The sequence below is a fragment of the Streptosporangium sandarakinum genome, assembly GCF_050942225.1.
GTDB classification, from domain to species: domain Bacteria; phylum Actinomycetota; class Actinomycetes; order Streptosporangiales; family Streptosporangiaceae; genus Streptosporangium; species Streptosporangium nondiastaticum.
In genome coordinates, this window is sequence record NZ_CP192034.1 from 3,440,027 (window position 1) to 3,461,109 (window position 21,083).

At 73.6% G+C, this 21,083-nt stretch carries 21 protein-coding genes and 1 pseudogene; 11 read left to right on the forward strand and 11 right to left on the reverse strand.

Annotation, left to right across the window (positions count from 1 at the left end; genetic code table 11):
* Positions 1-30: 30 nt before the first annotated feature.
* Both ACQP10_RS15715 and ACQP10_RS15720 read left to right on the forward strand, forming a co-directional pair.
* Complete coding sequence (locus ACQP10_RS15715; RefSeq protein WP_346023383.1) at positions 31-822, forward strand: IclR family transcriptional regulator; 792 nt, start codon at positions 31-33, stop codon at positions 820-822.
* A 9-nt stretch (positions 823-831) separates the two neighbouring features.
* On the forward strand, positions 832-1,074 hold the full coding sequence (locus tag ACQP10_RS15720) for a phosphotransferase family protein (RefSeq protein WP_346023384.1): 243 nt from the start codon (positions 832-834) through the stop codon (positions 1,072-1,074).
* Here ACQP10_RS15720 and ACQP10_RS15725 read toward each other — a convergent pair.
* From ACQP10_RS15725 to ACQP10_RS15735, 3 genes are all read right to left on the reverse strand, one after another.
* Positions 1,013-1,612: a dihydrofolate reductase family protein gene (locus ACQP10_RS15725; RefSeq protein ID WP_346023385.1), complete on the reverse strand. Its 600-nt coding sequence runs from the start codon at positions 1,610-1,612 to the stop codon at positions 1,013-1,015. The genes ACQP10_RS15720 and ACQP10_RS15725 overlap by 62 nt on opposite strands.
* The gene (locus ACQP10_RS15730; RefSeq protein ID WP_346023386.1) at positions 1,609-2,502 is read right to left on the reverse strand and encodes a metalloregulator ArsR/SmtB family transcription factor; all 894 of its coding nucleotides are present in this window, start codon (positions 2,500-2,502) and stop codon (positions 1,609-1,611) included. The genes ACQP10_RS15725 and ACQP10_RS15730 overlap by 4 nt, the downstream gene beginning before the upstream one ends.
* A gap of 152 nt (positions 2,503-2,654) precedes the next feature.
* On the reverse strand, positions 2,655-3,506 hold the full coding sequence (locus tag ACQP10_RS15735; RefSeq protein WP_346023387.1) for a helix-turn-helix transcriptional regulator: 852 nt from the start codon (positions 3,504-3,506) through the stop codon (positions 2,655-2,657).
* Positions 3,507-3,676: 170 nt separating this feature from the next.
* On the opposite strand from ACQP10_RS15735, the gene ACQP10_RS15740 reads away from it, so the two are divergent.
* The 3 genes from ACQP10_RS15740 (at position 3,677) to ACQP10_RS15750 (ending at position 7,293) form a co-directional block, all read left to right on the forward strand.
* Complete coding sequence (locus ACQP10_RS15740; protein ID WP_433541616.1) at positions 3,677-4,603, forward strand: SDR family oxidoreductase; 927 nt, start codon at positions 3,677-3,679, stop codon at positions 4,601-4,603.
* 160 nt (positions 4,604-4,763) lie between these two features.
* The gene (locus ACQP10_RS15745; RefSeq protein WP_346023389.1) at positions 4,764-5,306 is read left to right on the forward strand and encodes a DUF4142 domain-containing protein; all 543 of its coding nucleotides are present in this window, start codon (positions 4,764-4,766) and stop codon (positions 5,304-5,306) included.
* Positions 5,307-5,391: 85 nt separating this feature from the next.
* Entirely contained in the window at positions 5,392-7,293 is a 1,902-nt protein-coding gene (locus ACQP10_RS15750) for an ABC transporter ATP-binding protein (RefSeq protein ID WP_433541617.1), read from the forward strand.
* An 88-nt stretch (positions 7,294-7,381) separates the two neighbouring features.
* Here the strand turns inward: ACQP10_RS15750 and ACQP10_RS15755 are convergent, their stop codons facing one another.
* The 3 genes from ACQP10_RS15755 to ACQP10_RS15765 form a co-directional block, all read right to left on the reverse strand.
* Complete coding sequence (locus ACQP10_RS15755; RefSeq protein ID WP_433541618.1) at positions 7,382-7,987, reverse strand: endonuclease/exonuclease/phosphatase family protein; 606 nt, start codon at positions 7,985-7,987, stop codon at positions 7,382-7,384.
* A 29-nt stretch (positions 7,988-8,016) separates the two neighbouring features.
* Positions 8,017-8,325 carry a hypothetical protein gene (locus ACQP10_RS15760; RefSeq protein ID WP_433541619.1) on the reverse strand — a complete coding sequence of 103 codons (309 nt, stop codon included), beginning with the start codon at positions 8,323-8,325 and terminating at the stop codon, positions 8,017-8,019.
* A 176-nt stretch (positions 8,326-8,501) separates the two neighbouring features.
* Positions 8,502-10,103: a phospholipase D family protein gene (locus tag ACQP10_RS15765; protein ID WP_433541620.1), complete on the reverse strand. Its 1,602-nt coding sequence runs from the start codon at positions 10,101-10,103 to the stop codon at positions 8,502-8,504.
* 344 nt (positions 10,104-10,447) lie between these two features.
* Between ACQP10_RS15765 and ACQP10_RS15770 the strand changes: the two genes are divergently transcribed.
* The 3 genes from ACQP10_RS15770 to ACQP10_RS15780 are packed head-to-tail and all read left to right on the forward strand — an operon-like array spanning position 10,448 to position 13,325.
* The gene (locus tag ACQP10_RS15770) at positions 10,448-10,684 is read left to right on the forward strand and encodes a ferredoxin (RefSeq protein ID WP_179817818.1); all 237 of its coding nucleotides are present in this window, start codon (positions 10,448-10,450) and stop codon (positions 10,682-10,684) included.
* Entirely contained in the window at positions 10,671-12,068 is a 1,398-nt protein-coding gene (locus ACQP10_RS15775) for an NAD(P)/FAD-dependent oxidoreductase (RefSeq protein WP_346023393.1), read from the forward strand. The genes ACQP10_RS15770 and ACQP10_RS15775 overlap by 14 nt, the downstream gene beginning before the upstream one ends.
* A 21-nt stretch (positions 12,069-12,089) precedes the next feature.
* A complete protein-coding gene (locus ACQP10_RS15780; protein WP_346023394.1) occupies positions 12,090-13,325 on the forward strand; it encodes a cytochrome P450 in 1,236 nt (411 codons plus the stop codon).
* Between the two features lie 7 nt (positions 13,326-13,332).
* Here ACQP10_RS15780 and ACQP10_RS15785 read toward each other — a convergent pair whose 3' ends face one another.
* Complete coding sequence (locus ACQP10_RS15785) at positions 13,333-14,397, reverse strand: LLM class flavin-dependent oxidoreductase (RefSeq protein WP_346023395.1); 1,065 nt, start codon at positions 14,395-14,397, stop codon at positions 13,333-13,335.
* A 29-nt stretch (positions 14,398-14,426) separates the two neighbouring features.
* Positions 14,427-15,863, reverse strand: a complete 1,437-nt coding sequence (locus ACQP10_RS15790) for an amino acid permease (protein ID WP_389995609.1) — start codon at positions 15,861-15,863, stop codon at positions 14,427-14,429.
* A 182-nt stretch (positions 15,864-16,045) separates the two neighbouring features.
* Between ACQP10_RS15790 and ACQP10_RS15795 the strand changes: the two genes are divergently transcribed.
* Positions 16,046-16,417, forward strand: coding sequence for a hypothetical protein (locus tag ACQP10_RS15795; RefSeq protein WP_179817813.1), 372 nt, complete (start codon positions 16,046-16,048; stop codon positions 16,415-16,417).
* Between the two features lie 94 nt (positions 16,418-16,511).
* Here ACQP10_RS15795 and ACQP10_RS15800 read toward each other — a convergent pair.
* Together ACQP10_RS15800 and ACQP10_RS15805 are read right to left on the reverse strand one after the other, a co-directional pair.
* Positions 16,512-17,474, reverse strand: a pseudogene (locus ACQP10_RS15800) (RNA polymerase sigma factor); the annotation flags it as partial.
* A gap of 319 nt (positions 17,475-17,793) precedes the next feature.
* The gene (locus tag ACQP10_RS15805; RefSeq protein ID WP_179817812.1) at positions 17,794-18,480 is read right to left on the reverse strand and encodes a class I SAM-dependent methyltransferase; all 687 of its coding nucleotides are present in this window, start codon (positions 18,478-18,480) and stop codon (positions 17,794-17,796) included.
* Between the two features lie 157 nt (positions 18,481-18,637).
* Here ACQP10_RS15805 and ACQP10_RS15810 point away from each other — a divergent pair, with 157 nt between their 5' ends.
* Positions 18,638-19,483, forward strand: coding sequence for an MBL fold metallo-hydrolase (locus ACQP10_RS15810; protein WP_399500350.1), 846 nt, complete (start codon positions 18,638-18,640; stop codon positions 19,481-19,483).
* A gap of 96 nt (positions 19,484-19,579) precedes the next feature.
* Here ACQP10_RS15810 and ACQP10_RS15815 read toward each other — a convergent pair whose 3' ends face one another.
* Positions 19,580-20,080 carry a MarR family winged helix-turn-helix transcriptional regulator gene (locus tag ACQP10_RS15815; RefSeq protein WP_179817810.1) on the reverse strand — a complete coding sequence of 167 codons (501 nt, stop codon included), beginning with the start codon at positions 20,078-20,080 and terminating at the stop codon, positions 19,580-19,582.
* A gap of 105 nt (positions 20,081-20,185) precedes the next feature.
* On the opposite strand from ACQP10_RS15815, the gene ACQP10_RS15820 reads away from it, so the two are divergent.
* Positions 20,186-21,073 carry an EamA family transporter gene (locus ACQP10_RS15820; RefSeq protein WP_346023400.1) on the forward strand — a complete coding sequence of 296 codons (888 nt, stop codon included), beginning with the start codon at positions 20,186-20,188 and terminating at the stop codon, positions 21,071-21,073.
* Positions 21,074-21,083: the final 10 nt, after the last annotated feature.

A 21,083-nucleotide genomic window follows, 5' to 3' on the forward strand; every position in this document is an offset into this window, starting at 1 on the left:
ACGTAAAGCTTTCGCTGTGGACGGATGGGGATGAGCGAGAAGCCGCCGGTGCCCTCGGCCGGGTTGCGCCGGGACGTGGAGATCCTCGAGGTGCTCGCCGGTCACGGGGACGGCCCGGACGCCGACGGGTTCGGCGTCAACTGGATCGCCCAGCGCCTGGGCCGGGAGAAGAGCCAGGTGTCGCGGGCGCTGCGCGCGCTGGAAGCCGAGGGCATGGTGGAGCGTGACCCGATGACGCGCCGCTACCGCCTGGGCTGGCGCCTGTTCTCGCTCGCGGCGCGGACCCAGCAGTCGAGGCTCGTCCGGGTGGCCGAACCCTTCCTGCGGCACCTGGCCACGCTCTTCGACGAGGACACGCACCTGTGCGTGCTGCGCGGTGAGATGGTTCTCACGCTGTCGTCGGCGCCGTCCTCCCGGGCCTACCACCGGATCTGGGAGGGCGTCTCCGTCCCGGTGACCATGGCGGCCGCGGGGCGGTCGCTCCTCGCGGACTGGCCGGACGAGCAGATCCGCGCGCTGCTCCGGGCCGCCCTGCCCGGCGGTCTGGACTCCGCGCTCAGCGGCGAGGAGCAGTGGCTGGCCGACATCGGGCACGTGCGCGCCTTCGGGTACGCGGTGACCGACGTCGAGCTGGAGGACAGCGCGGCCGGGGTGTCGGCGCCGGTACGGGAGCACCGGGGACTGATCGCGGCCGCCATCAGCGTGTCGGTCACCCGCGCCCCGTCCACGCCCCGGCTGGGGGAGATGGGGGCCGCCGTCGCCGAGACGGCGCGCCGGCTCTCGACCGCCCTGGGCCTGCCCCCGGGCGCCCCCGGTCACTAGGATCCCGGCATGGCGGACGCCGAGGAGCTCGTCTGTCACAACGACGCCGCCCCGTGGAACCTCGTCAGACCGCCCCGGGGCTGGGTGCTGATCGACTGGGACGCCGCGGCCCCGGGCTCGCGGCTGTGGGAGCTGGCCTACGCCGCCCAGAGCACGGCCGGGATCAGTGATCGCCGTCCGCCCGGCTGCCTCAGCGGACCCGGTCGTAGACCATGGCGAGCTCGCCCAGCTCGCCGGTCTCCTGGTGCGTGAGCGTCCACTTCGTGGCCGGCAGGCCGTCGTCGAACAGCCGCTGCCCGCCTCCGGCGATCTCGGGGAAGACCATGAGGTACAGCCGGTCGATCAGGTCCGCCGACAGGAGGGGCTTGATGACGCTGGGGCTGCTGTTGACGAGGATTTCGCCCTCGCCGGTGGCCTTGAGTTCGGTGACGACGTCGGAGGCGGGGGCGTTCACCACGCGGGTGCGTTCCCACGGCGCTTCGGTCAGGGTGGTCGACAGGACCACCTTCTCCGTGTCGACCAGCCACTTGGCGTATCCGCGGTCACGCGGATCGGCGTCGTCGTCTTCGGCGACGGACGACCAGTACCCCATGAATCCCTCGGCGTTGTTCCGGCCGAGCAGCGCCGTCGTCGCGTTCTCCCAGATGCGGTTCATGTGGTTTCGCGCGAGCTCGCTGGTCACGTACGGGGCGAAGGCCGCGAAATCGCCGGGTCCACCGGGGCCGTGGTAACGCCCGTCGAGGGTGAGGCTCAGGTTCGCGGTCACCCTGCGGCCGGTCTGCTCCGTCATTTCGTGCTCCTTATATCGGTGCCGCCGGTGCCGCCGGTGCCGCCGGCGACGGCGGTGTCGTGCGGGTCCGCGGCGAGGGTCGCCGTGAGGGTCGCCGCGAGCTTGTCGAGGCTCTGGCCGAAGCCGAGTTCGATGCCCGCGATGAAGTCCGCGGAGCCGACCGTGCTGTCGGCGATCCGCCAGTGGGCGTCGAGGTCCGTGCCGGTCCCGGTGGGCCGGAGGCCGAGGTCGACGTGTGCGGTGAAGGCCGGGCCGCCGCCGGGAAGCAGCGGGGAGAGCCGGTAGGTCAGGCGCTCGGCGGGCCGTACGTCGTCGACGACCCCCTCCGCGCGCCCGGCGACCGGGTCGGAGCCGTCGGCGTCCTCGATGTCGCGGTACTCGTGGACGATCCGCCCGCCCGGCCGCGCCTCGAACACGAGCTCGGAGACGCGGAGGTCGTCGGGGGTCCACCATCGGGCGAGCAGGGAGGTCTCGGTCAGGTGGCGCCAGACCAGCTCGGGGCGTCCCGGCAGCGACCGGAGGAACCTGAACGAGCGCCCGTCGGCCCACCCCGGCTCCTCCGCGGCGAGTCGCTCCGCGTGAAGGCTGAGCCCGTACCGGTCATAGGTCGCGTGCGGGCCCTCGGCCTGGTCCGCGGTGTCGGCGAGCCGGGTGAGCGCGGCCGCCAGGTCCCGCAGGGGAGCGGGCCGGAGCGCGTAGACGCGGCGCTGGCCGGTGCGCTGGGAGGTGACGACGCCGGCGCGCTCAAGGGCCTGCAGATGCTTGGTCGTCTGCGGCTGGCGCGCCTCGGCGAGCCGGGCGAGGACGCCGACCGAACGGGGCCGTTCGGCCAGCAGGTTCACGAGCCGCCAGCGGGCCGGATCGGCCAGGGCGGCGAGGAGTGCGTCCATGGCCATGATTATTCTCCAAGGAGAATATTCGTGTCAAGGAATACTTGTGCTTCGTTCGATGACGGCGGACCGGCCGTGTCTTCTCAAGCCGTGACGTCGGCTCCGGGGCCGGGCTCCGCCTCAAGCGGCGGCGTCCGGCTCCGGGCTCCGCCTCAAACCGTGGCGTCGGCTTTGGAGCCGGACGCCGCGGTGGCGAGGAACGCGAGTTTCTCCGCCTCCGCCGAGTCCGGGGCCACGACGTAGACGACGATCAGCTGGTCGGGGTCGCCGGGCAGCGCCAGCGTCTCGTAGCCGACGTCGAGCGTGCCGACGACCGGGTGGCGGATCAGTTTGCGGCCACCGGCCTTCTCCTGGACCGTGTGGTCCTCCCACAGGGCACGGAACTCGGGGTTGCCCGCGGACAGCTCCGCGACCAGGGCGGTCATCCGGGGATCGCCCGGATGGCGCGCCGCGTCCAGCCGCAGGTACGCCGCGGTCTCGGCGGCGACCTCCGTCCAGCGCGGGTAGAGCGTCCGGGCCGCGGGGTCCAGGAACGCCCGCCGGGCCATGTTGCGCTCGCCGGGCGGCATCGCGGAGAAGCCGACGACGGCGTCGCCCAGCGCGTTCCACGCCAGCACGTCCATGCACCGGCCCAGCAGGAACGCGGGGGCCTGGATGGCGTCCAGCATCGTCCGCACCTGCGGGCGGACGGCGGCCGGGGCCGGTGGCACCGCCTCGCGCGGCGGCCGGGCCAGGTCGTACAGGTGCGCCCGCTCGGTCGCGTCGAGCCGCAGCACGCGGGCGACCGCGTCCAGCACGGCGTCCGAGACGTTGTGACCGCGTCCCTGCTCCAGCCGGACGTAGTAGTCGACGCTCACCCCGGCGAGCCGGGCCACCTCCTCGCGGCGCAGTCCGGGCACCCGCCGCCGCCGTCCCGCGTCCGGCAGGTCCGCGTCCTGAGGCCGGATGCGGGCGCGGCGGGACCGTAGGAAGCCGCCGAGTTCGTCCAGGTTGGTTCCGTTCATGCCCGTGACCTTAACGGCGGCCCCCGGTACGGCTCCGGCGTGGTGGTCCGCTGGGGCGCGGACGGCCGGAACCCGCGGCTCCGGCGGGAGCTGCCGGACGGCCGGGAGGACCGTCCCGGTGCCGAGGGGCGTCCCCGGCGAAGGTGGTAACCGCAGACCCAGGAAAACCGGTGCTCTGGGTAGGCGGCGTGGCCGGCGGCAGAGTGGTCTCACGCCGGGAGGACATCCCGGAGCGAGCGACCGGAACCCGGGGCGACCCGGCCGGGACCTCGCAGGACTTCGCCGAGCTACGCAGGACTACGCAGAACATGGAGAACACCGTGGACCACACTCCCCTTTCCTCCCTTTCCGGCCGCACCGCCGTCGTCACCGGGGCCGCGAGCGGCATGGGCGCCGCGACCGCCCGGCTGCTGGCCGCGCACGGCGCCCGCGTGGCGCTGCTGGCCCGCCGCGAGGACCGCCTCAAGGAACTCGCCGCCGAGATCGAACGGGACGGCGGCCGGGCGATCGCGGTGGCCGTGGACGTCACCGACCAGGCGTCGGTCGATGCCGGAGCCGCCCGCGTCCACGCCGAGCTGGGCGCGGCCGACCTGGTGGTCAACGCCGCCGGCGTGATGCTGCCCAACCCGATCGACGACGGCCGCGCCGACGAGTGGACCCGGATGATCGACACCAACGTCACCGGCGCCCTGCGGATCATCCGCGCGTTCACCGCCGACCTCGTCGCCGCCGCGGCCCGCGGGGCCGCCGCCGACCTGGTGAACATCTCCTCGATCGGCGCGCACGCGCTCTTCCCCGGCTACGCCGTCTACGCCGCGACCAAGGCGGCGCTGACCCACCTGTCGGCGTCGCTGCGCACCGAGTTCGGTCCGCGGGACGTGCGGGTGACCAACATCGAGCCGGGCCTGACCGACACCGAGCTGGCCTCGCACGTCGACAACCCGGCCCTGGGGGAGGAGGGCCAGCTCGGGGAGATGTTCGACGCGCTCGGCTCGCTGTCGGCCGACGAGATCGCCGACCTCGTCGCCTACGTGACCAGCCGCCCCCGCCACGTCAACCTGCGCCAGATCGTCGTCCTGCCCACCCGCCAGGCGTGACCCGCGAAGCGGAGGAACCCGAAGGTGCGCGCTGGAACAACCAGATGAAAAGCCCCAAAAGCCTTTTCTGATCATTTATTTCTTCATATAGCTATAAATGTTCATAACGGAGCACGCCGTCAGGAGGTGGTTGTTCAGCCGCATCCCGACGGAGGACCCCATGATCAGAAGGATCGTCGTCCTGCTGGCCGCCATGCTCGTCGTGCTGGGCGGCGCCGTACAGGCCGCCGTGGCCCAGCCGAACCTCAACGAGCAGGACAGGAAGTTCCTGGTCCAGGCGCACCGGGGCAACCTGGCCGAGATCCTGTCGAGCCGGCTCGCGCTGAGGAAGTCGGACTCCCAGGACATCAAGAACATCGCGCAGAAGTTCATCACCGACCACACGACCCTGGACGGCAAGCTGCGGCCGGTGGCCGAGCGGGCGGGCGTGCAGTTGCCGGACCGGCCGAACAAGATGCAGCGCGAGCAGATCAAGAAACTGTCGAGCCTCAGCGGCTCGTCCTTCGACAGCGCGTGGCTGGCCGCGCAGGCCGCGAGCCACCGCACGACGCTCAAGCTCATCGACCGGGAGCTGACCGACGGCTCCTCCCCGGCGGTGAAGAAGCTGGCGGAGGGCGCCAGGCCGATCGTCCGGGGGCACCTGCGCCTGGTGCGCGAGGCCCGCGCGAGCGAGAGCCCGAGCCCCAGCGGCAGCCCGAGCTGACCCGCCCCGGGCGCCACCTTGACCTCGACCTTGGTTGAGGCCCTAGGGTCGATCCGTCGATCCCTGAGAACCCGGTGGTGCCCTGATGAACATGGAAATGGCGGCGTGGCACTCGATGTACGCCACGATGCAGGCGCAGGAGGACAGGCGGCCGTTCTCCATGGCCACGCTGCGCCGGATCGGAGCCTTCGCCCGGCCGCACACCCGGAAGCTGGTGTTGTTCCTGCTGCTCAGCGTGGTGGGTGCGGCGCTGGCCGTCGCCACGCCGGTGCTCGCGGGCCAGGTCGTCGACGCGATCGTCAACCGCGCCCCGGTGGAGGCCGTGGTCCGCCTCTCGGCGCTGATCGCGGTCATCGCGCTGGCGGAGGCCGGGCTCGGCCTGGCGACGCGGTGGCTGTCGGCGACCCTGGGCGAGGGGCTCATCCTCGACCTGCGCGCCGCCGTCTTCGACCACGTGCAGCGCATGCCGGTCGCCTTCTTCACCCGGACCCGCACCGGTGCGCTGGTCAGCAGGTTGAACAACGACGTGATCGGCGCGCAGCGGGCGTTCAGCGACACCCTCTCCGGCGTGGCCGGAAACCTCGTCACGCTGCTGCTCACGCTGGTGGTGATGATCGGCGTCTCCTGGCAGATCACCCTGCTCTCGCTGCTCCTGCTGCCGGTGTTCGTGCTGCCCGCCCGGCGGATGGGCTCCCGGCTGGCCCGGCTGCGGCGCGAGGCGGCCGCGCACAACGCGACGATGAGCACGCAGATGACCGAGCGCTTCTCCGCGCCCGGGGCGACGCTGGTGAAGCTCTTCGGCCGCCCGGCGGAGGAGTCGGCCGAGTTCCACGCCCGGGCCCGCCGGGTGCGGGACATCGGGGTGCGCACGGCGATGACGCAGTCGGTGTTCGTCACCGCGCTGACGCTGGTCTCGGCGCTGGCGCTGGCCCTCGTCTACGGGGTCGGCGGGTTCTACGCGCTGCGGTCGCTGCTGGACCCGGGCGCCGTGGTCGCGCTCGCGCTGCTGCTCACCCGCCTGTACGCGCCGCTGACCTCCCTGGCCGGCGCCCGCGTGGAGGTGATGAGCGCGCTGGTGAGCTTCGAGCGGGTCTTCGAGATCCTCGATCTCAAGCCGCTCGTCGCCGAGCGGCCCGACGCCCGCGCCGTGCCCGAAGGACCGGTGTCGGTGGAGTTCGACGACGTCCGGTTCGCCTACCCGTCGGCGGACAAGGTGTCGCTCGCCTCCCTGGAGGACGTCGCCCGGCTCGACACGCGCGGCGGCGTGGAGGTGCTGCACGGGGTGTCCTTCCGCGCCGAGCCTGGCCGGATGGTGGCGCTCGTCGGCTCCTCGGGGGCGGGCAAGTCGACGATCGCCCAGCTCATCCCGCGGCTCTATGACGTCGACGCGGGCGCCGTACGGCTCTCCGGGGTGGACGTGCGCGACCTGACGGCCGAGTCGGTCCGCGGGACGGTCGGGATGGTCACCCAGGACGGGCACCTGTTCCACGACACGATCCGCGCGAACCTGCTACTGGCGCGGCCGGAGGCGACCGAGGAGGAGCTGCGGGACGTGCTGCGCCGCGCCCGCCTGACCGAGATCGTCGACGCGCTGCCCGACGGCCTGGACACCGTCGTGGGCGAGCGCGGCTACCGGCTCTCCGGCGGCGAGCGGCAGCGGCTGACCATCGCCCGGGTCCTGCTGGCCAGGTCCCGGGTGGTGATCCTCGACGAGGCCACCGCGCACCTGGACTCCACCTCCGAGGCCGCGGTGCAGGCCGCGCTGGGAGAGGCCCTGGACGGCCGGACGGCGGTGGTGATCGCGCACCGGCTGTCCACCGTCCGCGCGGCCGACCTCATCCTGGTGATCGAGGGCGGGCGGGTCGTGGAGCGCGGCACCCACGCCGAGCTGCTGGCGGCGGGCGGCCGCTACGAGCAGCTGTACCGGACCCAGTTCGACGAGGACGCCGGCCCCGCCGTACCCGTCATCGCGGGTACGGCCGGCTGAGCCGGGGCGGTCCCGTCGGCGGCCGGCCGGGACAGGCGGTGAACCGGCCCGGCCCGCCGCGGCCGGACGGTCACCCGGAACGGAGCGGTCAGGGCAGGCCGAGCTCGGCGAAGACCGGGCGGTGGTCGCTGCCGGGCAGGGAGTGCACGCCGAACGCGCTCACCGGCATCCGCCGGTCGGCGAGCACGTGGTCGATCGTCACGCCGGGCAGGGACGTCCACCCCAGCCGCGGCCAGGTCGGCGTCAGCCCCCGCCCGGCGGCGTCGGCCGCGTCGCGGTAGCCGCTCGCCAGCAGCTCCCGCACCGGCGGGTGGTCGAGGGTGGCGTTGAAGTCGCCGGCCAGCACCCGCGGCCGGCCGCCCGCCCGGGGCAGTGCCGCCAGGCCCGCGCCCCAGCAGGGCACCTCGCCGGTGTGCCGGGGCGCGCACGGGTGCACCGAGACGACCTCGACCTCCCGGCCGCCCGGCAGCGCGACGACGGCCCGCGACTGGCGGAAGCCGCCCAGTTCGATCATCGGCGCCTCGGCGAGCGGGTGGCGGGAGTAGATGCCCGACCCGGACACCCCCGGGCGGGAGCGGTCCACGACGTACGGCATGAGCCCCCGCAGACCCGCCCCGTCCAGGCGGCCGAGCGCGGCGGGGGTGAGCTCCTGCAGGGCGAGCACGTCCGGCCGCAGGTCGCGCACCAGCCTCATGAGCGACGCGGTGTCGCCCGCGCCCACCCTCAGGTTCGCCGCGAGCACCCGCAGCCGCGACGGCCCGGCGGGCGGGTCGCCGTCGGCGACGTACCGGGGAGCACGGCCGCGGCGAGCGCCACGCTCGCCACGAGGGCGACGGCGGCGGCCGTCCGGCGGCGCAGCGCCGCCGCGAGCAGCAGCGTGACCACCGAGAGCGCCGCCACGTACGGGGTGAACGCCACCAGCGGGACCCACTGCCAGACCGGGGTCCACCCGGCCGTCCTGACCACCGCCCACGCCGCGACCGGCAGCACCGCGAGCCACACCAGGACGTCGACCGCCTTTGACCTGATCATGACTCGGGAGCGTAACCGGCGCCGGTGCAGATTCCGTGAAGATCCGGTGCGCGCACCGCCGGACTCCCGGGACGCCCCGGTGGCGGTGGACGTCCCGGCGGCCGGGGCGGGGCCTTCCCGGCCGGGGGCCTTTCCGGTCGGGGTCTTCCCGGCCGGTGGGAGCGGGTTTTCGCCGGTCAGTAGGAGCCGGCGCGGCGCAGGGCGCGCGGTCGTCCGTCGGGGTCGTGCACGATCCGGTAGAGCGGGTCGGCCCACAGGGCGGCCCACCGGGACAGCCGCGGCGACCGGTAGGCGCGCAGCCGGCCGGGCGGCCGGGGTCCGCGCCGCCCCTCCTCGTGCCAGCGGTCGAGGCGGGCGGCGCAGGCGGCGAACGCGTCGAAGAAGGACCGCGGGTCCAGCAGGTCGCCGTCGTCGCCCTCCCGCCGGTCGAGGTGCTCCCGGGCGAGGGTGAGTCGCAGGTCGCGGGGGAACCGCCGGGCGCCGTCGCCGTGACCGCCGGGGTCCAGCGGCGCCCGGCCGTCCGGGGTCTCGTCGAGCACCGCGCAGGTCAGCTCGGAGTCGTAGGTCCAGGAGCGGCGGTTGAAGTTGTCGGAGCCGATGGTCGCCCACACGTCGTCGATGACGCAGACCTTGGCGTGGACGTAGACCGGGGTGCCGTGCCCGTTCTCCAGCCCGTACACCGCGAAGCGGTCGCCGCCGGCCTCACGGAGCACCGACAGCGCCTGGTTGCGGCCCAGCACCTGGGGGACACCGCCCAGCGCGCCGCCCTCGTCGGGGTGCAGCGGCAGGACGCTGATCATCAGCAGGCCGGGGTTGGCCCGCAGCGTGTCGGCGAAGGACTCGGCGATCTGCGGCGACCACAGGTACTGGTCCTCGATGTAGACGAGGGCGCGGGCGCGGCGCAGGGCCTTGAGGTAGCCGCGGGCGACGCTCCGCTCGCCCCGCGGCGCGAACGGGTAGCGGGTCAGCCGGTGGGCGTAGGTCCGCAGGGGCTGTACGGCGTGCGGCCCGCGGGCGGGCGGGTCGGGGAACTGCGGCGGCAGAGGGTCGGGGCGGGTGTCCTCGCGGCGCAGCAGGTCGGCCAGGCGGTGCACGGGGTTGCGGGTCAGCGGGCTGGGGTCCTCCCAGCGTTCCCGGAAGACGGCCTCGACGTCGCCCACGGCCGGGCCCTGGATCGCCGCCTGAACGTCGTGCCAGGGCGGGCGCTCGCCGTACACCCCCGCCATGGGCGCGGCCTGCGGGTCACCGGCGTGCGAGGCGTCGTCGCGGCGGCTCCAGCACAGGTCGATCCCGCCGACGAAGGCGATGTCGCGTTCGGGCCGGTCCCGGTGCCGCAGCACCACGAGCTTCTGGTGGTGGGAGCCGCCGGGCGGGACGCGCATGTCGCGCAGGCACTCGCCGCCGGCGGCCTCGATATCGTCGCCCAGGTGACGGTTCTCGGCCTCGCTGAAGCGGAGTCCGTCCCAGTGCGAGCGCCACAGCAGTCCCTTGACCACGACGCCGCGCCGGGCGGCCTCCCCGAAGACCCGGGCGACCTCCGTGCCCGGGCCGTCCAGCCGCTCGGTGGGATCGCCCCGCCAGTCGGTGAACAGCAGCAGGTCCCCGGCGCGCAGGTCACGGACCCGGGCGAGCAGTTCGGCGAAGTACGGCGCGCCGTGCGGAATGGGCCGGACCGCGTTGCCGCCCGACCAGGCGACGCCGGGGTCGTGCCGGCCGTCGACGGACGACGCCGGGTTTCCCCGTTCCTCGGGGGTGAGGAGCCAGTCGTTTACCTTCATCGCGGATGCTCTACCCGGCTTTGACCTGGTTTCACCCGTTGGTTGGCACGGCGGACCTTCCGGGGACCGGGCGCGGGCACGCCGCCGGGGCGGGAGGGGAGGCGGCGCGGGTGGTCCCCGCCGCCCGGGGGGACGGCGGCAACGATCCCCGCCGTCAGGGAGGACGGCGGGGAAGATCCCCACCGGTCGGGAGGGCGGCGGCAAAGGCCCCGGCCGTTCGGGAGGGCGGTGGCAAAGACCCCGCCAAAAGCCGCAACACCCCGATTTCCGGATGATGTTTCCCCAGGCCGGCTCCCTAGGCTGGCAGCGTCCGACGCCGCACCCGCCGAATGGGGGCAGCTCACGTGAGGATCGTCGTGGACCTCAACCGGTGCGAGGCGTACGCGCAGTGCGCCTTCCAGGCACCCGACGTCTTCGCCATGCACGGCGAGGAGGCGCTGATGTACGAGCCCTGCCCCGGGGACGAGCGGCGCGAGCAGGTCATGCGGGCCGCCGCGTCCTGCCCGGTCCAGGCGATCCTCGTCGAGTGGCCCGGCGGACCGGCCGTACCGGAGGAGGCGGGGACCGGTGCCCGCGGCTGACGGATCGGCCGAGGAGTTCCGGCGGCGCGGCCACGCCGTCGTGGTCGGCGCGTCCCTGGCGGGCCTGCGGGCCGCCGAGACGCTCCGCGAGGAGGGCTTCGCGGGGACGCTGACCATGATCGGCGACGAGCCGCACGAGCCCTACGACCGGCCGCCGCTGTCCAAGCAGGTCCTGCTGGGCCGTACCGGCGCCGGCGACACCCTGCTGCCCCGGCGCCGCGCGCTGGAGGCGCGCTGGCTGCTTGGGACGGCCGCCACCGGGCTGGACCTCGCCGGGCGGCGGGTGCGACTGGCCGGCGGGGAGGAGGTGCGCTACGACCGCCTGCTGATCGCGACCGGCACCCGCGCCCGCCCGTGGATCAAGGAGACCGAGGCCACCCTGGACGGCGTCCTCACCCTGCGCACCGCCGACGACGCGGCCCGGCTGGCCCGGCGGCTGGACGCGCGGCCCCGCCGGGTGCTCGTCATCGGCGCCGGGTTCACCGGCTCGGAGATCGCCTCGGCCTGCCGGGAGCGGGGGATCGACGTCACGGTCGCCGAGCGCGGCCCCGCCCCCCTCGTCGGGGCGCTGGGCGGCGTCGTCGGCGCGGTGGCGGCCGAGCTGCACCGCGCGCACGGCGTGGACCTGCGCTGCGGTATCACGGTCACCGCGCTGGAGGGCGACCAGGCCGGGCGGCTGCGGTGCGCCCACCTGTCCGACGGCACCGTCCTGGAGGCGGACGTGGCCGTCGTCGCGCTGGGCGCGGTGCGCAACACCGAGTGGCTCGCCGGGTCCGGGCTGGCCGCCGGGCCGCGGGGGATCGCCTGCGACGCCGGATGCCGGGCCTTCGACGTGCACGGCATCGTCACCGACGACGTCTTCGTCGCCGGGGACGTCGCCCGGTCCCCGCACCCGCTGTTCGGCTACCAGTTCCTGTCGCTGGAGCACTGGGGCAACGCGGTCGCCCAGGCCGAGGTCGCCGCGCACAACATGGTCAGCCCCGGCCCGGAACGCCGCCCGCACCTGTGGCTGCCGGCCTTCTGGTCCGCCCAGTTCGGCGTCAACATCAAGTCCGTCGGCGTCCCGCCCATGGGCCGCGAGCTGGCCGTCGTCCAGGGGTCCCTGACCGAGCGCCGGTTCGCCGCCGTCTACGGCCACCAGGGGCGCGTCATCGCCGCCGTCACCTTCGACCACGGCAGGTGGCTGCCGTTCTACGGCCGGCTCATCGAGTCGGCCGCGCCCTTCCCGCCGGACTTCGCCCAGGTGGACCGCGCCCCCGGAGGGCCGCGGCCGATCCCGGCGGAGTTCCCCGACCCCGCCCTGCCCACCCACGGCCCCACCGTCACCCTGAGCGGCTACGCGCCCAGCGAGCGGCGCGTCACGTTCGTCCCGGCCCGCGTCTGATAACCGCACGAGGAGCCCGCCATGACCTCCGCCACCCTGCTGCGGCGGATCACCGACTACGCCGCCCGCGCCGACCCCTACCCGCTGTACGCCGAGCTGCGCAGGACGCCGGTGGCGCGGCAGGAGGACGGCGTGTACGCGGTGAGCACGTACTGGGAGATCGCCGGACTGCTGCACGACCCGCGCCTCAGCTCCGACCCCCGCAACCGGGTGCCCACCGCCGGTGAGGAGGACATCCTGGAGGAGGAACAGGGGCTGCCGCCCAGCTTCCTGCGGCTCGACCCGCCCGAGCACGACCGGCTGCGCCGGCTGGCGACCCGGCCGTTCGGGCCGCCGGACAGCCCGCGGCGGGTCAGCGACATGCGCGGCGACCTCGCCCGGATGGTCTCCGGCCTGATCGACGGCCTGCGCGACCGGGAGAAGGCCGACATCGTCGAGGACTTCGCCTACCCCTTCCCGGTGATGGTGATCTGCAAGCTCCTCGGGGTGCCGCACGAGGACGAGGAGCGCTTCCACGTCTGGGCCGAGGCGATCGTCGCGGGGCTCGACCCCGGAGAGGAGGGGGAGGGCCCGGCCGAACGGCTCCGCGCCGCCCAGCGGGCCCGCATGGAGCTGGGCCGCTACCTGGCCGGGCTGATCGAGGACCACCGCCGCGCGCCCGGCGGCGACATGCTGTCCGCGCTGGCCGCCGGGCACGGCGACCGGGAACGCATGTCACCGCTGGAACTGGTCGTCACCGCGGTCCTGCTGCTCATCGCCGGCCACGAGACCACGGTGAACCTCATCACCAACGGCATGCTGACCCTGCTGCGCCACCCCGACGCCCTGCGGCGGCTGCGGGAGGAGCCCGGCCTGGCCGTGCCGCTGGTGGAGGAGCTGCTGCGCTACGAGCCGCCGGTGCAGCTCCTGCCGCAGCGCACCGCGCTGGCCGACATCGACGTCGGCGGCGTCACCATCCCCCGGGGCGCGCCCGTCTGGCTGGTCCTGGCCTCCGGCAACCGGGACCCCCGGCGCTTCCCCGACCCCGACCGGTTCGATCCCGGCCGGACCGGCAACGAGCACCTCGGATTCGGCGGCGGCATCCACTACTGCTTCGGCGCGCCGCTGGCCCGGCTGGAGGCGCAGGTCGCGCTCACCGAGCTCGCCCGCCGGCTCGTCGAACCCCGGCTGGTGGAGGATCCGCCGCCCTACCGGCGCAACCCGGTGCTGCGCGGCCCCCGCCACCTGCCCGTCGCCTTCGACGGCTGCGTGCCCTGACGCGAGGTCAGGCGCCGGGCAGGCCGTACGCCTCGGCGATCAGGCCGTAGGAGCGGATCCTCGCCTCGGGGTCGGCGACCTGCGAGGTGATCATCAGCTCGTCGGCCTCGGTGCGCTTGCGCAGCTCCTCCAGCCCCGCGCGCACCGCGGCGGCGTCGCCCAGCACCACGTTCGACAGGTGGTCGTGGACGAAGGCCGCCTCGGCCGCGGAGTAGGGGTAGGTCTCGGCCTCCTCGGGCGTGGGGATCGGCTCCGGGGCGCCGCGGCGCAGGCGGAGCATGGCCAGCGCGCCCGGCCGGGCCAGGCGCAGCGCCTCCTCGGCGGACCCGGCCGCCACGGCCGCGACACCGATCATCGCGTACGGCCGGTCCAGCGCCTCCGACGGCCGGAACGTCGACCGGTACAGCTCCAGCGCGGGGATGGTGTTGGCGGAGCTGAAGTGGTGGGCGAACGCGAACGGCAGCCCCAGCAGGCCGGCGAGCTGGGCACTGAAGCCGCTGGAGCCGAGCAGCCAGACCGGCGGGCGGCCGGACTCCGGCGAGCGGGGGACGGCCGAGAGCCGGTGCAGGGGGTTGTCGGCGGGGAACGAGGCGTCGAGGAAGCCGGTCAGCTCGGCGAGCTGCTCGGGGAAGTCGTCGGCGCCCAGGTCACCGCGGCGCAGCGCCCGCGCGGTGGCGGGGTCGGTGCCCGGAGCGCGGCCGAGGCCGAGGTCGATGCGGCCGGGGTGCAGGGCGTGCAGGGTGCCGAACTGCTCGGCGATGATCAGCGGCGCGTGGTTGGGCAGCATCACGCCGCCGGAGCCCAGCCTGATCGTGCGGGTCGCCGCGGCCAGATGGGCGATCAGCACGGCGGGGGAGGAGCTGGCCACCGATGGCATCCCGTGGTGCTCGGCCACCCAGATGCGGTGGTAACCCCACTCCTCGGCGCGCCTGGCCAGCTCGGTGCTCCCCGCCAGCGCCTGCGTGGCGGTGAAGCCCCTGCCGACGGGGGCGAGGTCGAGGATGGACAGCGGGACCTCGGCGGAGCCGCGCGCCACGCCGCGGATGTCACCGGGGATGTCATCGTGAGCCATGTCTGCGGCGAACCCGCCCCGGCCCGCGTTTATTCCGGCGCACGCTCCCCGGCCTCGGCCCCGGCCAGCTCCGAGTGCCGGTAGGAGTAGGCGAAGTACACCACCAGGCCGATCAGGAACCACACCACGAACCGCACCCAGGTCTGCCACGCCAGGAAGGTGATCAGCCAGAGCGAGAAGGCGATGCCGACGGCCGGGACGAACGGCATGCCCGGGGTGCGGAAGGTCCGCGGCAGGTCGGGCCGCCGGTAGCGCAGCACGATCACCGCCGCGCACACCACCACGAACGCCAGCAGGATGCCGATGTTGGTCAGCTCCGCCGCCTCCACGATGGGCAGGAACCCGGCGATGAGCGCCGAGACGACGCCGACGATCCAGGTCACCCGGGTCGGCACGTGCCGTACCGGGTGGGTCTTGGCGAACCACTTCGGCAGCAGCCCGTCGCGGCTCATCGAGAACCACACCCGGGTCACCCCGAGCATGAACGTGAACATCACGGTGAGGATGCCGATGATCGCCCCGACCGCGATCACATCCGCCAGCCAGGTCAGGCCCACCGACTGGAACGCCGTGGAGAAGCCGCTCACCCGGTCGATCTCGGTGTACTTCTGCATGCCGGTCAGCACCAGGCAGGCCAGCACGTACAGCGTCATCGCGATGGCGAGCGAGTACAGGATCGCCCTCGGCATGTGCCGCGTGGCGTCCTTGGACTCCTCCGCCGCGGTGCTCATCGCGTCGTAGCCGAACACCGCGAAGAACACCGTGGCCGCGCCCGCGAACACGCCTCCCACGCCGTAGGGGAAGAAGGGGACGTAGTTCGAGGACCTGATGTGGAAGGCGCCGACCACGATGACCACGATCACCACGACGACCTTCAGCCCGACGACGGCCATCTCGAACCGGGCCGCGTTGCGCATCCCGAGGTTCAGCAGCCAGGCGATCAGCAGGCACAGCAGCGCGGCGAACAGGTCCATCCGGTGCCCGTCGCCCGTCCCCGGCGCGCCCAGCATCCACGCCGGGAGATCGACGCCGAGGCTGCCCAGCAGGAAGGAGAAGTAGCCGGAGATGCCGATGGCGACCACCGAGACGATCGCGGTGTACTCCAGCAGCAGGTCCCAGCCGATGAACCAGCCCGGCAGCTCGCCGAGCACCGCGTAGCCGTAGGTGTAGGCCGATCCCGCCTTCGGGATGAGCCCGGCGAACTCGGCGTAGGAGAACGCCGCCGCCGCGCTCGCGATCCCGGCGACCAGGAACGACAGTACGACGGCGGGGCCGGCCTTGCCGTTGGCCACCGCGCCCGCGAGCGTGAAGATGCCCGCGCCGATGATGCCGCCCACCCCGATCGCGGTGAGCTGCCACACGCCCAGCACGCGGGTGAGCTGCCCGGTCTCACCGCCCCCGGTCTCTTCGATCTGTTCGAAGGGTTTGCGGCGCAGTACGCCTTTTCCCGTCCGCAGTCCGGCCACGACCCATCTCCCCCGCGCGACGCCCGCGGCGGAGCACCGCCGCCTGCCCGGCCCCCTTTTACCCTCTTTCACCTGCGGATATGCGAGCCTGCCCGGCGGATCCGGGCGGGGCTGACCGTGGCCTGGCCGGACCCGGCGGGGTACCGTCGTGTTATAGGACATAAGCCACCCGGGGGGCCGCTATGGCAAGCGATCCCGACCATGTGCTCGACGCCATCGACGGAGTCGTCGACGAATGGCTCGCCATGAGCGAGGACTCGATGCGCTGGGCGCCACCAGAGAAAGCCCCGCCCCGGCAGCGGCTCGGCCTGCCGGCGCCGCCCCTGCCGCAGATCGTCGAGGGGATACTCCAGGAGGTCGGCGCCCGCACGCAGGCCGTGGTGGAGGCCGTCCGCCCGCTGGGCGAGGGGGTGATCGAGGCGTTCGCCGCCGTGCTGGAGAACTCCCCGGTGCGGCACCTGATACACGCGGGCCCGCGTGCCCGGCCCCCGCACGGACCGGCCGGTCACGGCGGAGGCGGGGACCCGCGGACGGGTGACCCGCCGGACGGGTGACCGACCCGCCGGACGGGTGGCCCACCGGAGCCGTCCACCCGGTCACCGGCCGGGCGGAGGGCGCGTCGTGGGCCCTTCGGGCCGGGTGGTCGCGTCAGACCAGGTAGTCGCGCAGGGCCTGCGACCGGGACGGGTGGCGCAGCTTCGACATGGTCTTGGACTCGATCTGCCGGATGCGCTCGCGCGTCACGCCGTAGACCTTGCCGATCTCGTCGAGCGTCTTGGGCTGACCGTCGGTCAGGCCGAACCGCATGGACACCACGCCCGCCTCGCGCTCCGACAGCGTGTCGAGCACCGAGTGCAGCTGCTCCTGCAGGAGCGTGAAGCTGACCGCGTCGGCCGGGGTGGGCGCCTCGGAGTCCTCGATGAGGTCGCCGAACTCGCTGTCACCCTCGGTGCCGAGCGGGCTGTGCAGGGAGATCGGCTCGCGGCCGTACTTCTGCACCTCGACGATCTTCTCCGCCGGCATGTCGAGCTCGCGGCCCAGCTCCTCGGGCGTGGGGTCGCGGCCCAGGTCGGCCGTCATCTGCCGCTGCACGCGGGCCAGCTTGTTGATCACCTCGACCATGTGGACCGGGATGCGGATGGTCCGCGCCTGGTCGGCCATGGCCCGGGTGACGGCCTGCTTGATCCACCAGGTGGCGTAGGTGGAGAACTTGAAACCCTTGGTGTAGTCGAACTTCTCCACCGCGCGGATCAGGCCGAGGTTGCCCTCCTGGATGAGGTCCAGGAACAGCATGCCGCGGCCGGTGTAGCGCTTGGCCAGCGAGACCACCAGGCGGAGGTTGGCCTCCAGCAGGTGGTTCTTGGCCCGGCGGCCGTCCTCGGCGATCCACTCCAGCTCGGCGCGGACGTCGGTGGACAGGCCGTCGCCGTCGGTGGCGAGCTGCTCCTCGGCGAACAGACCGGCCTCGATGCGCTTGGCCAGCTCCACCTCCTGCTCGGCGTTGAGCAGGGGGACCTTGCCGATCTGCTTGAGGTAGTCCTTGACCGGGTCGGAGGTCGCGCCCGCCGAGACGCCGCTGAAGTCGTCGTCATCGTCGGTCAGGACCAGCGTGTCGTTGTCAACCGGGGCCGTCACCGCGATCACACCCTTCATGAGCCGAGCAGGGCGAACACCTACTCCTTCAACGTACGTCCCGTGCCGACGTGCTGCGGACACGCGGAGTTCCGCCCGCGGCCCGGGACCACCTCGGTCTTCTGCCCCGTTCCCCTCCGCCTGAATCGGCCCCGCCCCGACCACGCGGCCCGCACCACCCGTGGTGACCTGCCCGGACGTCCTCCCGGCACCGCGCCCGGCGCCGGGAGGGCACGTCCCGCGCGGCGGCGCCGTACCGCCGGCCGAGGGGGCCGAACAGAGCACGTCACCGGATGGGTCAGCGCGGTACGGCCCGCACCCATCCGCGGTCCCCGCCGATGAAGCCGTCCATCGCCAGGCCGGCGTCGTCGAGCTCCCGCGCCAGGAAGTCGTCGTCGAGGCGCCTGCTGAGGAAGAAATGGGTCCAGCGCCGGTCGCCGACCGTGTACTCCATGGTGGCCGCCAGCAGGCCCGGCTCCGGCCGGCTGACATCCGTCATGCGCAGGACGTGGCCGTCGTCGGTCAGCCGCTCGGAGGGCCCGACCGTGTCGTACCACTCCGGGGGCTTGCGCTGGAGGATCACCAGGCCGCCGTCGGCGACGTGCTCGCGGCAGGCGCGCAGGAACGCCCGGCGCAGCTCGTCGTCGGCCGTCTCGATCACGAACGACATGAGCAGGACCACGTCGAACGTCCGGCCCAGGGAGAGCGACTGGATGGGGGAGCAGACCTTCTCGGCGCCCTCGATGTGCGCGAGCATCTCGGGCGACTCGTCGACGGCGGTCACCGGGTGGCCGAGGGCCAGGAGGCTGTGGGTGATCCTTCCCGCGCCCGCGCCGAGCTCCAGGATGCTCGCGCCGGCCGGGACGGCGCCGTGTACGAGCTCCGGCTCGCCGCGCGGGGTCAGCATGGCGTAGTAGTCGACGGCGCAGCCGTCCGGGGTGATGGGGCCGGGACCGGTGCCTTGGTAGAGCCGCTTCGCTTCCATGATCCCCATCATGCGCCGCCGCCGGGGGCCGCGCGCGGCGGTACGGCGAGCCCGGTGAGAAAACCTCCGGAACGGGCATGGCACGCTGGAGACCGAGGGAGCACCCGAAGCGTGGCCGGGGTCGCGGCCCGGGTGCCGCACCAGCTGGAGGCCCATCATGGTCGATTTCCCGGATTCCGGCGTCTTCTTCGTCGGCAACGCCACGATGCTCATCCGCTACGACGGGTTCACCCTGCTCACCGACCCCAACTTCCTCCACCGGGGCCAGCGGGCCTACCTCGGCTACGGCCTGACCAGCAGGCGCCGCACCGATCCGGCGATACAGGTGGAGGACCTGCCCCCGCTCGACGCCGTCGTCCTGTCGCACATGCACGGCGACCACTGGGACCGGGTCGCCCGCCACGGGCTCGACCGGTCCGTGCCGATCGTGACCACCCGCCAGGCGGCGCGGCGGCTGCGGCGCCAGGGCTTCGGCGGGGCGGAGGGACTGAGCACCTGGCAGGAGCGGACCCTCCGCCGCGACGGCCGCACGCTGAAGGTCACCGCGCTGCCCGGACGGCACGCGCCCGGGGCGGCCCAGGTGCTGCTGCCGCCGGTGATGGGCAGCATGCTGGAGTTCTGCCGCCAGGACGGCTCGGTCGGCCTGCGCATGTACATCAGCGGCGACACGCTGATGGACCGCGAGCTCCTCGCGCCCATCCCGGAGCGCTACCCCGACATCGACGTGGGCGTCGTCCACCTGGGCGGCACCATGATCCTGGGCATGATGGTGACCATGGACGGCGCGCAGGGAGCCGAGTGGCTCTCCTTCATCGGCCCCGGGCACGCCGTGCCGATCCACTACGACGACTACGAGGCCTTCTCCTCGGGCCTCGACGACTTCCGCGAGGAGGTCGAGCGGCGCGGCATGTCCGACCGGGTGCGCTACCTCGCCCGCGGCGAGACCTGCCCGCTGCCGGTGCGCACCGCCCGCAGTGAGGCCCCGGCGCCGCAGCGGTCCTGACGGTCCCGCCGGATCCGCGCGGCGCCGGGTCCGCGGGCCCGCCCGGGGCTCCCGGACGTCCGTACGGCCCGCGCCGGGTGGATCCGGCGGGGCGGATCAGGTGAGCGAGGTGTCGCCCATGGACTCCAGCAGCACGCGCAGCAGTCCGGCGAGCTGATCGCGTTCGGCGGGGCCGAGCGCGGCCAGCAGCCGCGCCTCGTTGTCCACGTGCGGCCCGACCAGCCCGTCGACGATCTCCAGGCCGCGCGGGGTGAGCCGGATCCGCACCGATCGGCGGTCCCCGCCGTCGCGGACCCGCTCGACCAGGCCCCTGGCCTCCATCCGGTCGATCCGGTTGGTGATCGCCCCCGAGGTGACCATGGCCGCCTTGAGCAGCGCCCCGGCCGTCAGCTCGTACGGCGCGCCGGAGCGGCGCAGCGTGGCCAGCACGTCGAACTCGAAGCGCTCCAGCTCGTGCCGGGCGAAGAACTCCTTGAGCTCGCGCTCGAACAGGATGGAGAGGCGGGAGAGCCGCCCGACGATCCCCATCGGCCACACGTCGATGTCGGGCCGCTCCCGGTTCCACTGGGCGGTGACGGCGTCCACCGCGTCGCTCATCGGCACTCCTCTCAATGGGAATAATCTCAACGTTCACAGACTTGACGTTCGCAGAACGAACATGATGTCATCTCAACGTTGAGATTATCAATGAGAGGCAATCCCATGGCCACTGTCGCCCTCCCCTCGGTCGCGCGTGCCCAGCGCACCGGCGACCTCGCCCTCGCCGCCCTGGCGCCGGCGAGCTGGGGGACCACATACGTCATCACCGCGACCCTGCTGCCCGCCGACCGGCCGATGCTGGCGGCGACCCTGCGGGCGCTCCCGGCGGGCCTGGTGCTGCTCGCCGCGACCCGCCGGCTCCCCAGGGGAGAGTGGTGGTGGAAGTCGGCGGTGCTCGGCATGCTCAACTTCGGCGCCTTCTTCCCGCTCCTCTTCTTCGCCGCCTACCACCTGCCCGGCGGGGTCGCCGCCACGATCTCCTCGGTCCAGCCGCTGGTCGTCGCGCTGCTCTCGCTGCTGGTCCTGCGGGTCCGGCCGACCCGCCCCATCCTGTACGCCGCGCTGGCCGGCACCGGCGGCGTCGCCCTGCTGACCCTGACCTCCAAGGCCCGGCTGGACCCGCTCGGGATCGCCGCCATGCTCGCCGCGACCTCGCTGATGGCGACGGCCATCGTGCTGGCCAAGAAATGGGGACGGCCGGAGTCGCCCCTCGTGATGACGAGCTGGCAGCTCGTCGCGGGCGGACTGGTGCTGGCCCCGATCACCCTCGCCGTCGAAGGGGTGCCCGACACCCTCACCGGCCAGAACATCCTCGGCTTCGCCTACCTCGGCGTCATCGGCACCGCCCTCGCCTACACCCTGTGGTTCCGCGGCATCGAGCAGCTGCCGCCCACCTCGCTGTCCCTGCTCGGTCTGACCAACCCCCTGGTCGCCACCCTCGCCGGCCTCATCGTGCTCGGCCAGACCCTCACCGGCTGGCAGGTCACCGGCTTCGCCATCGCCCTCGGCGCACTCGTCGTCGGCCAGACCCTGAACAGGAGATCCTCGTGACCGCGCGGGT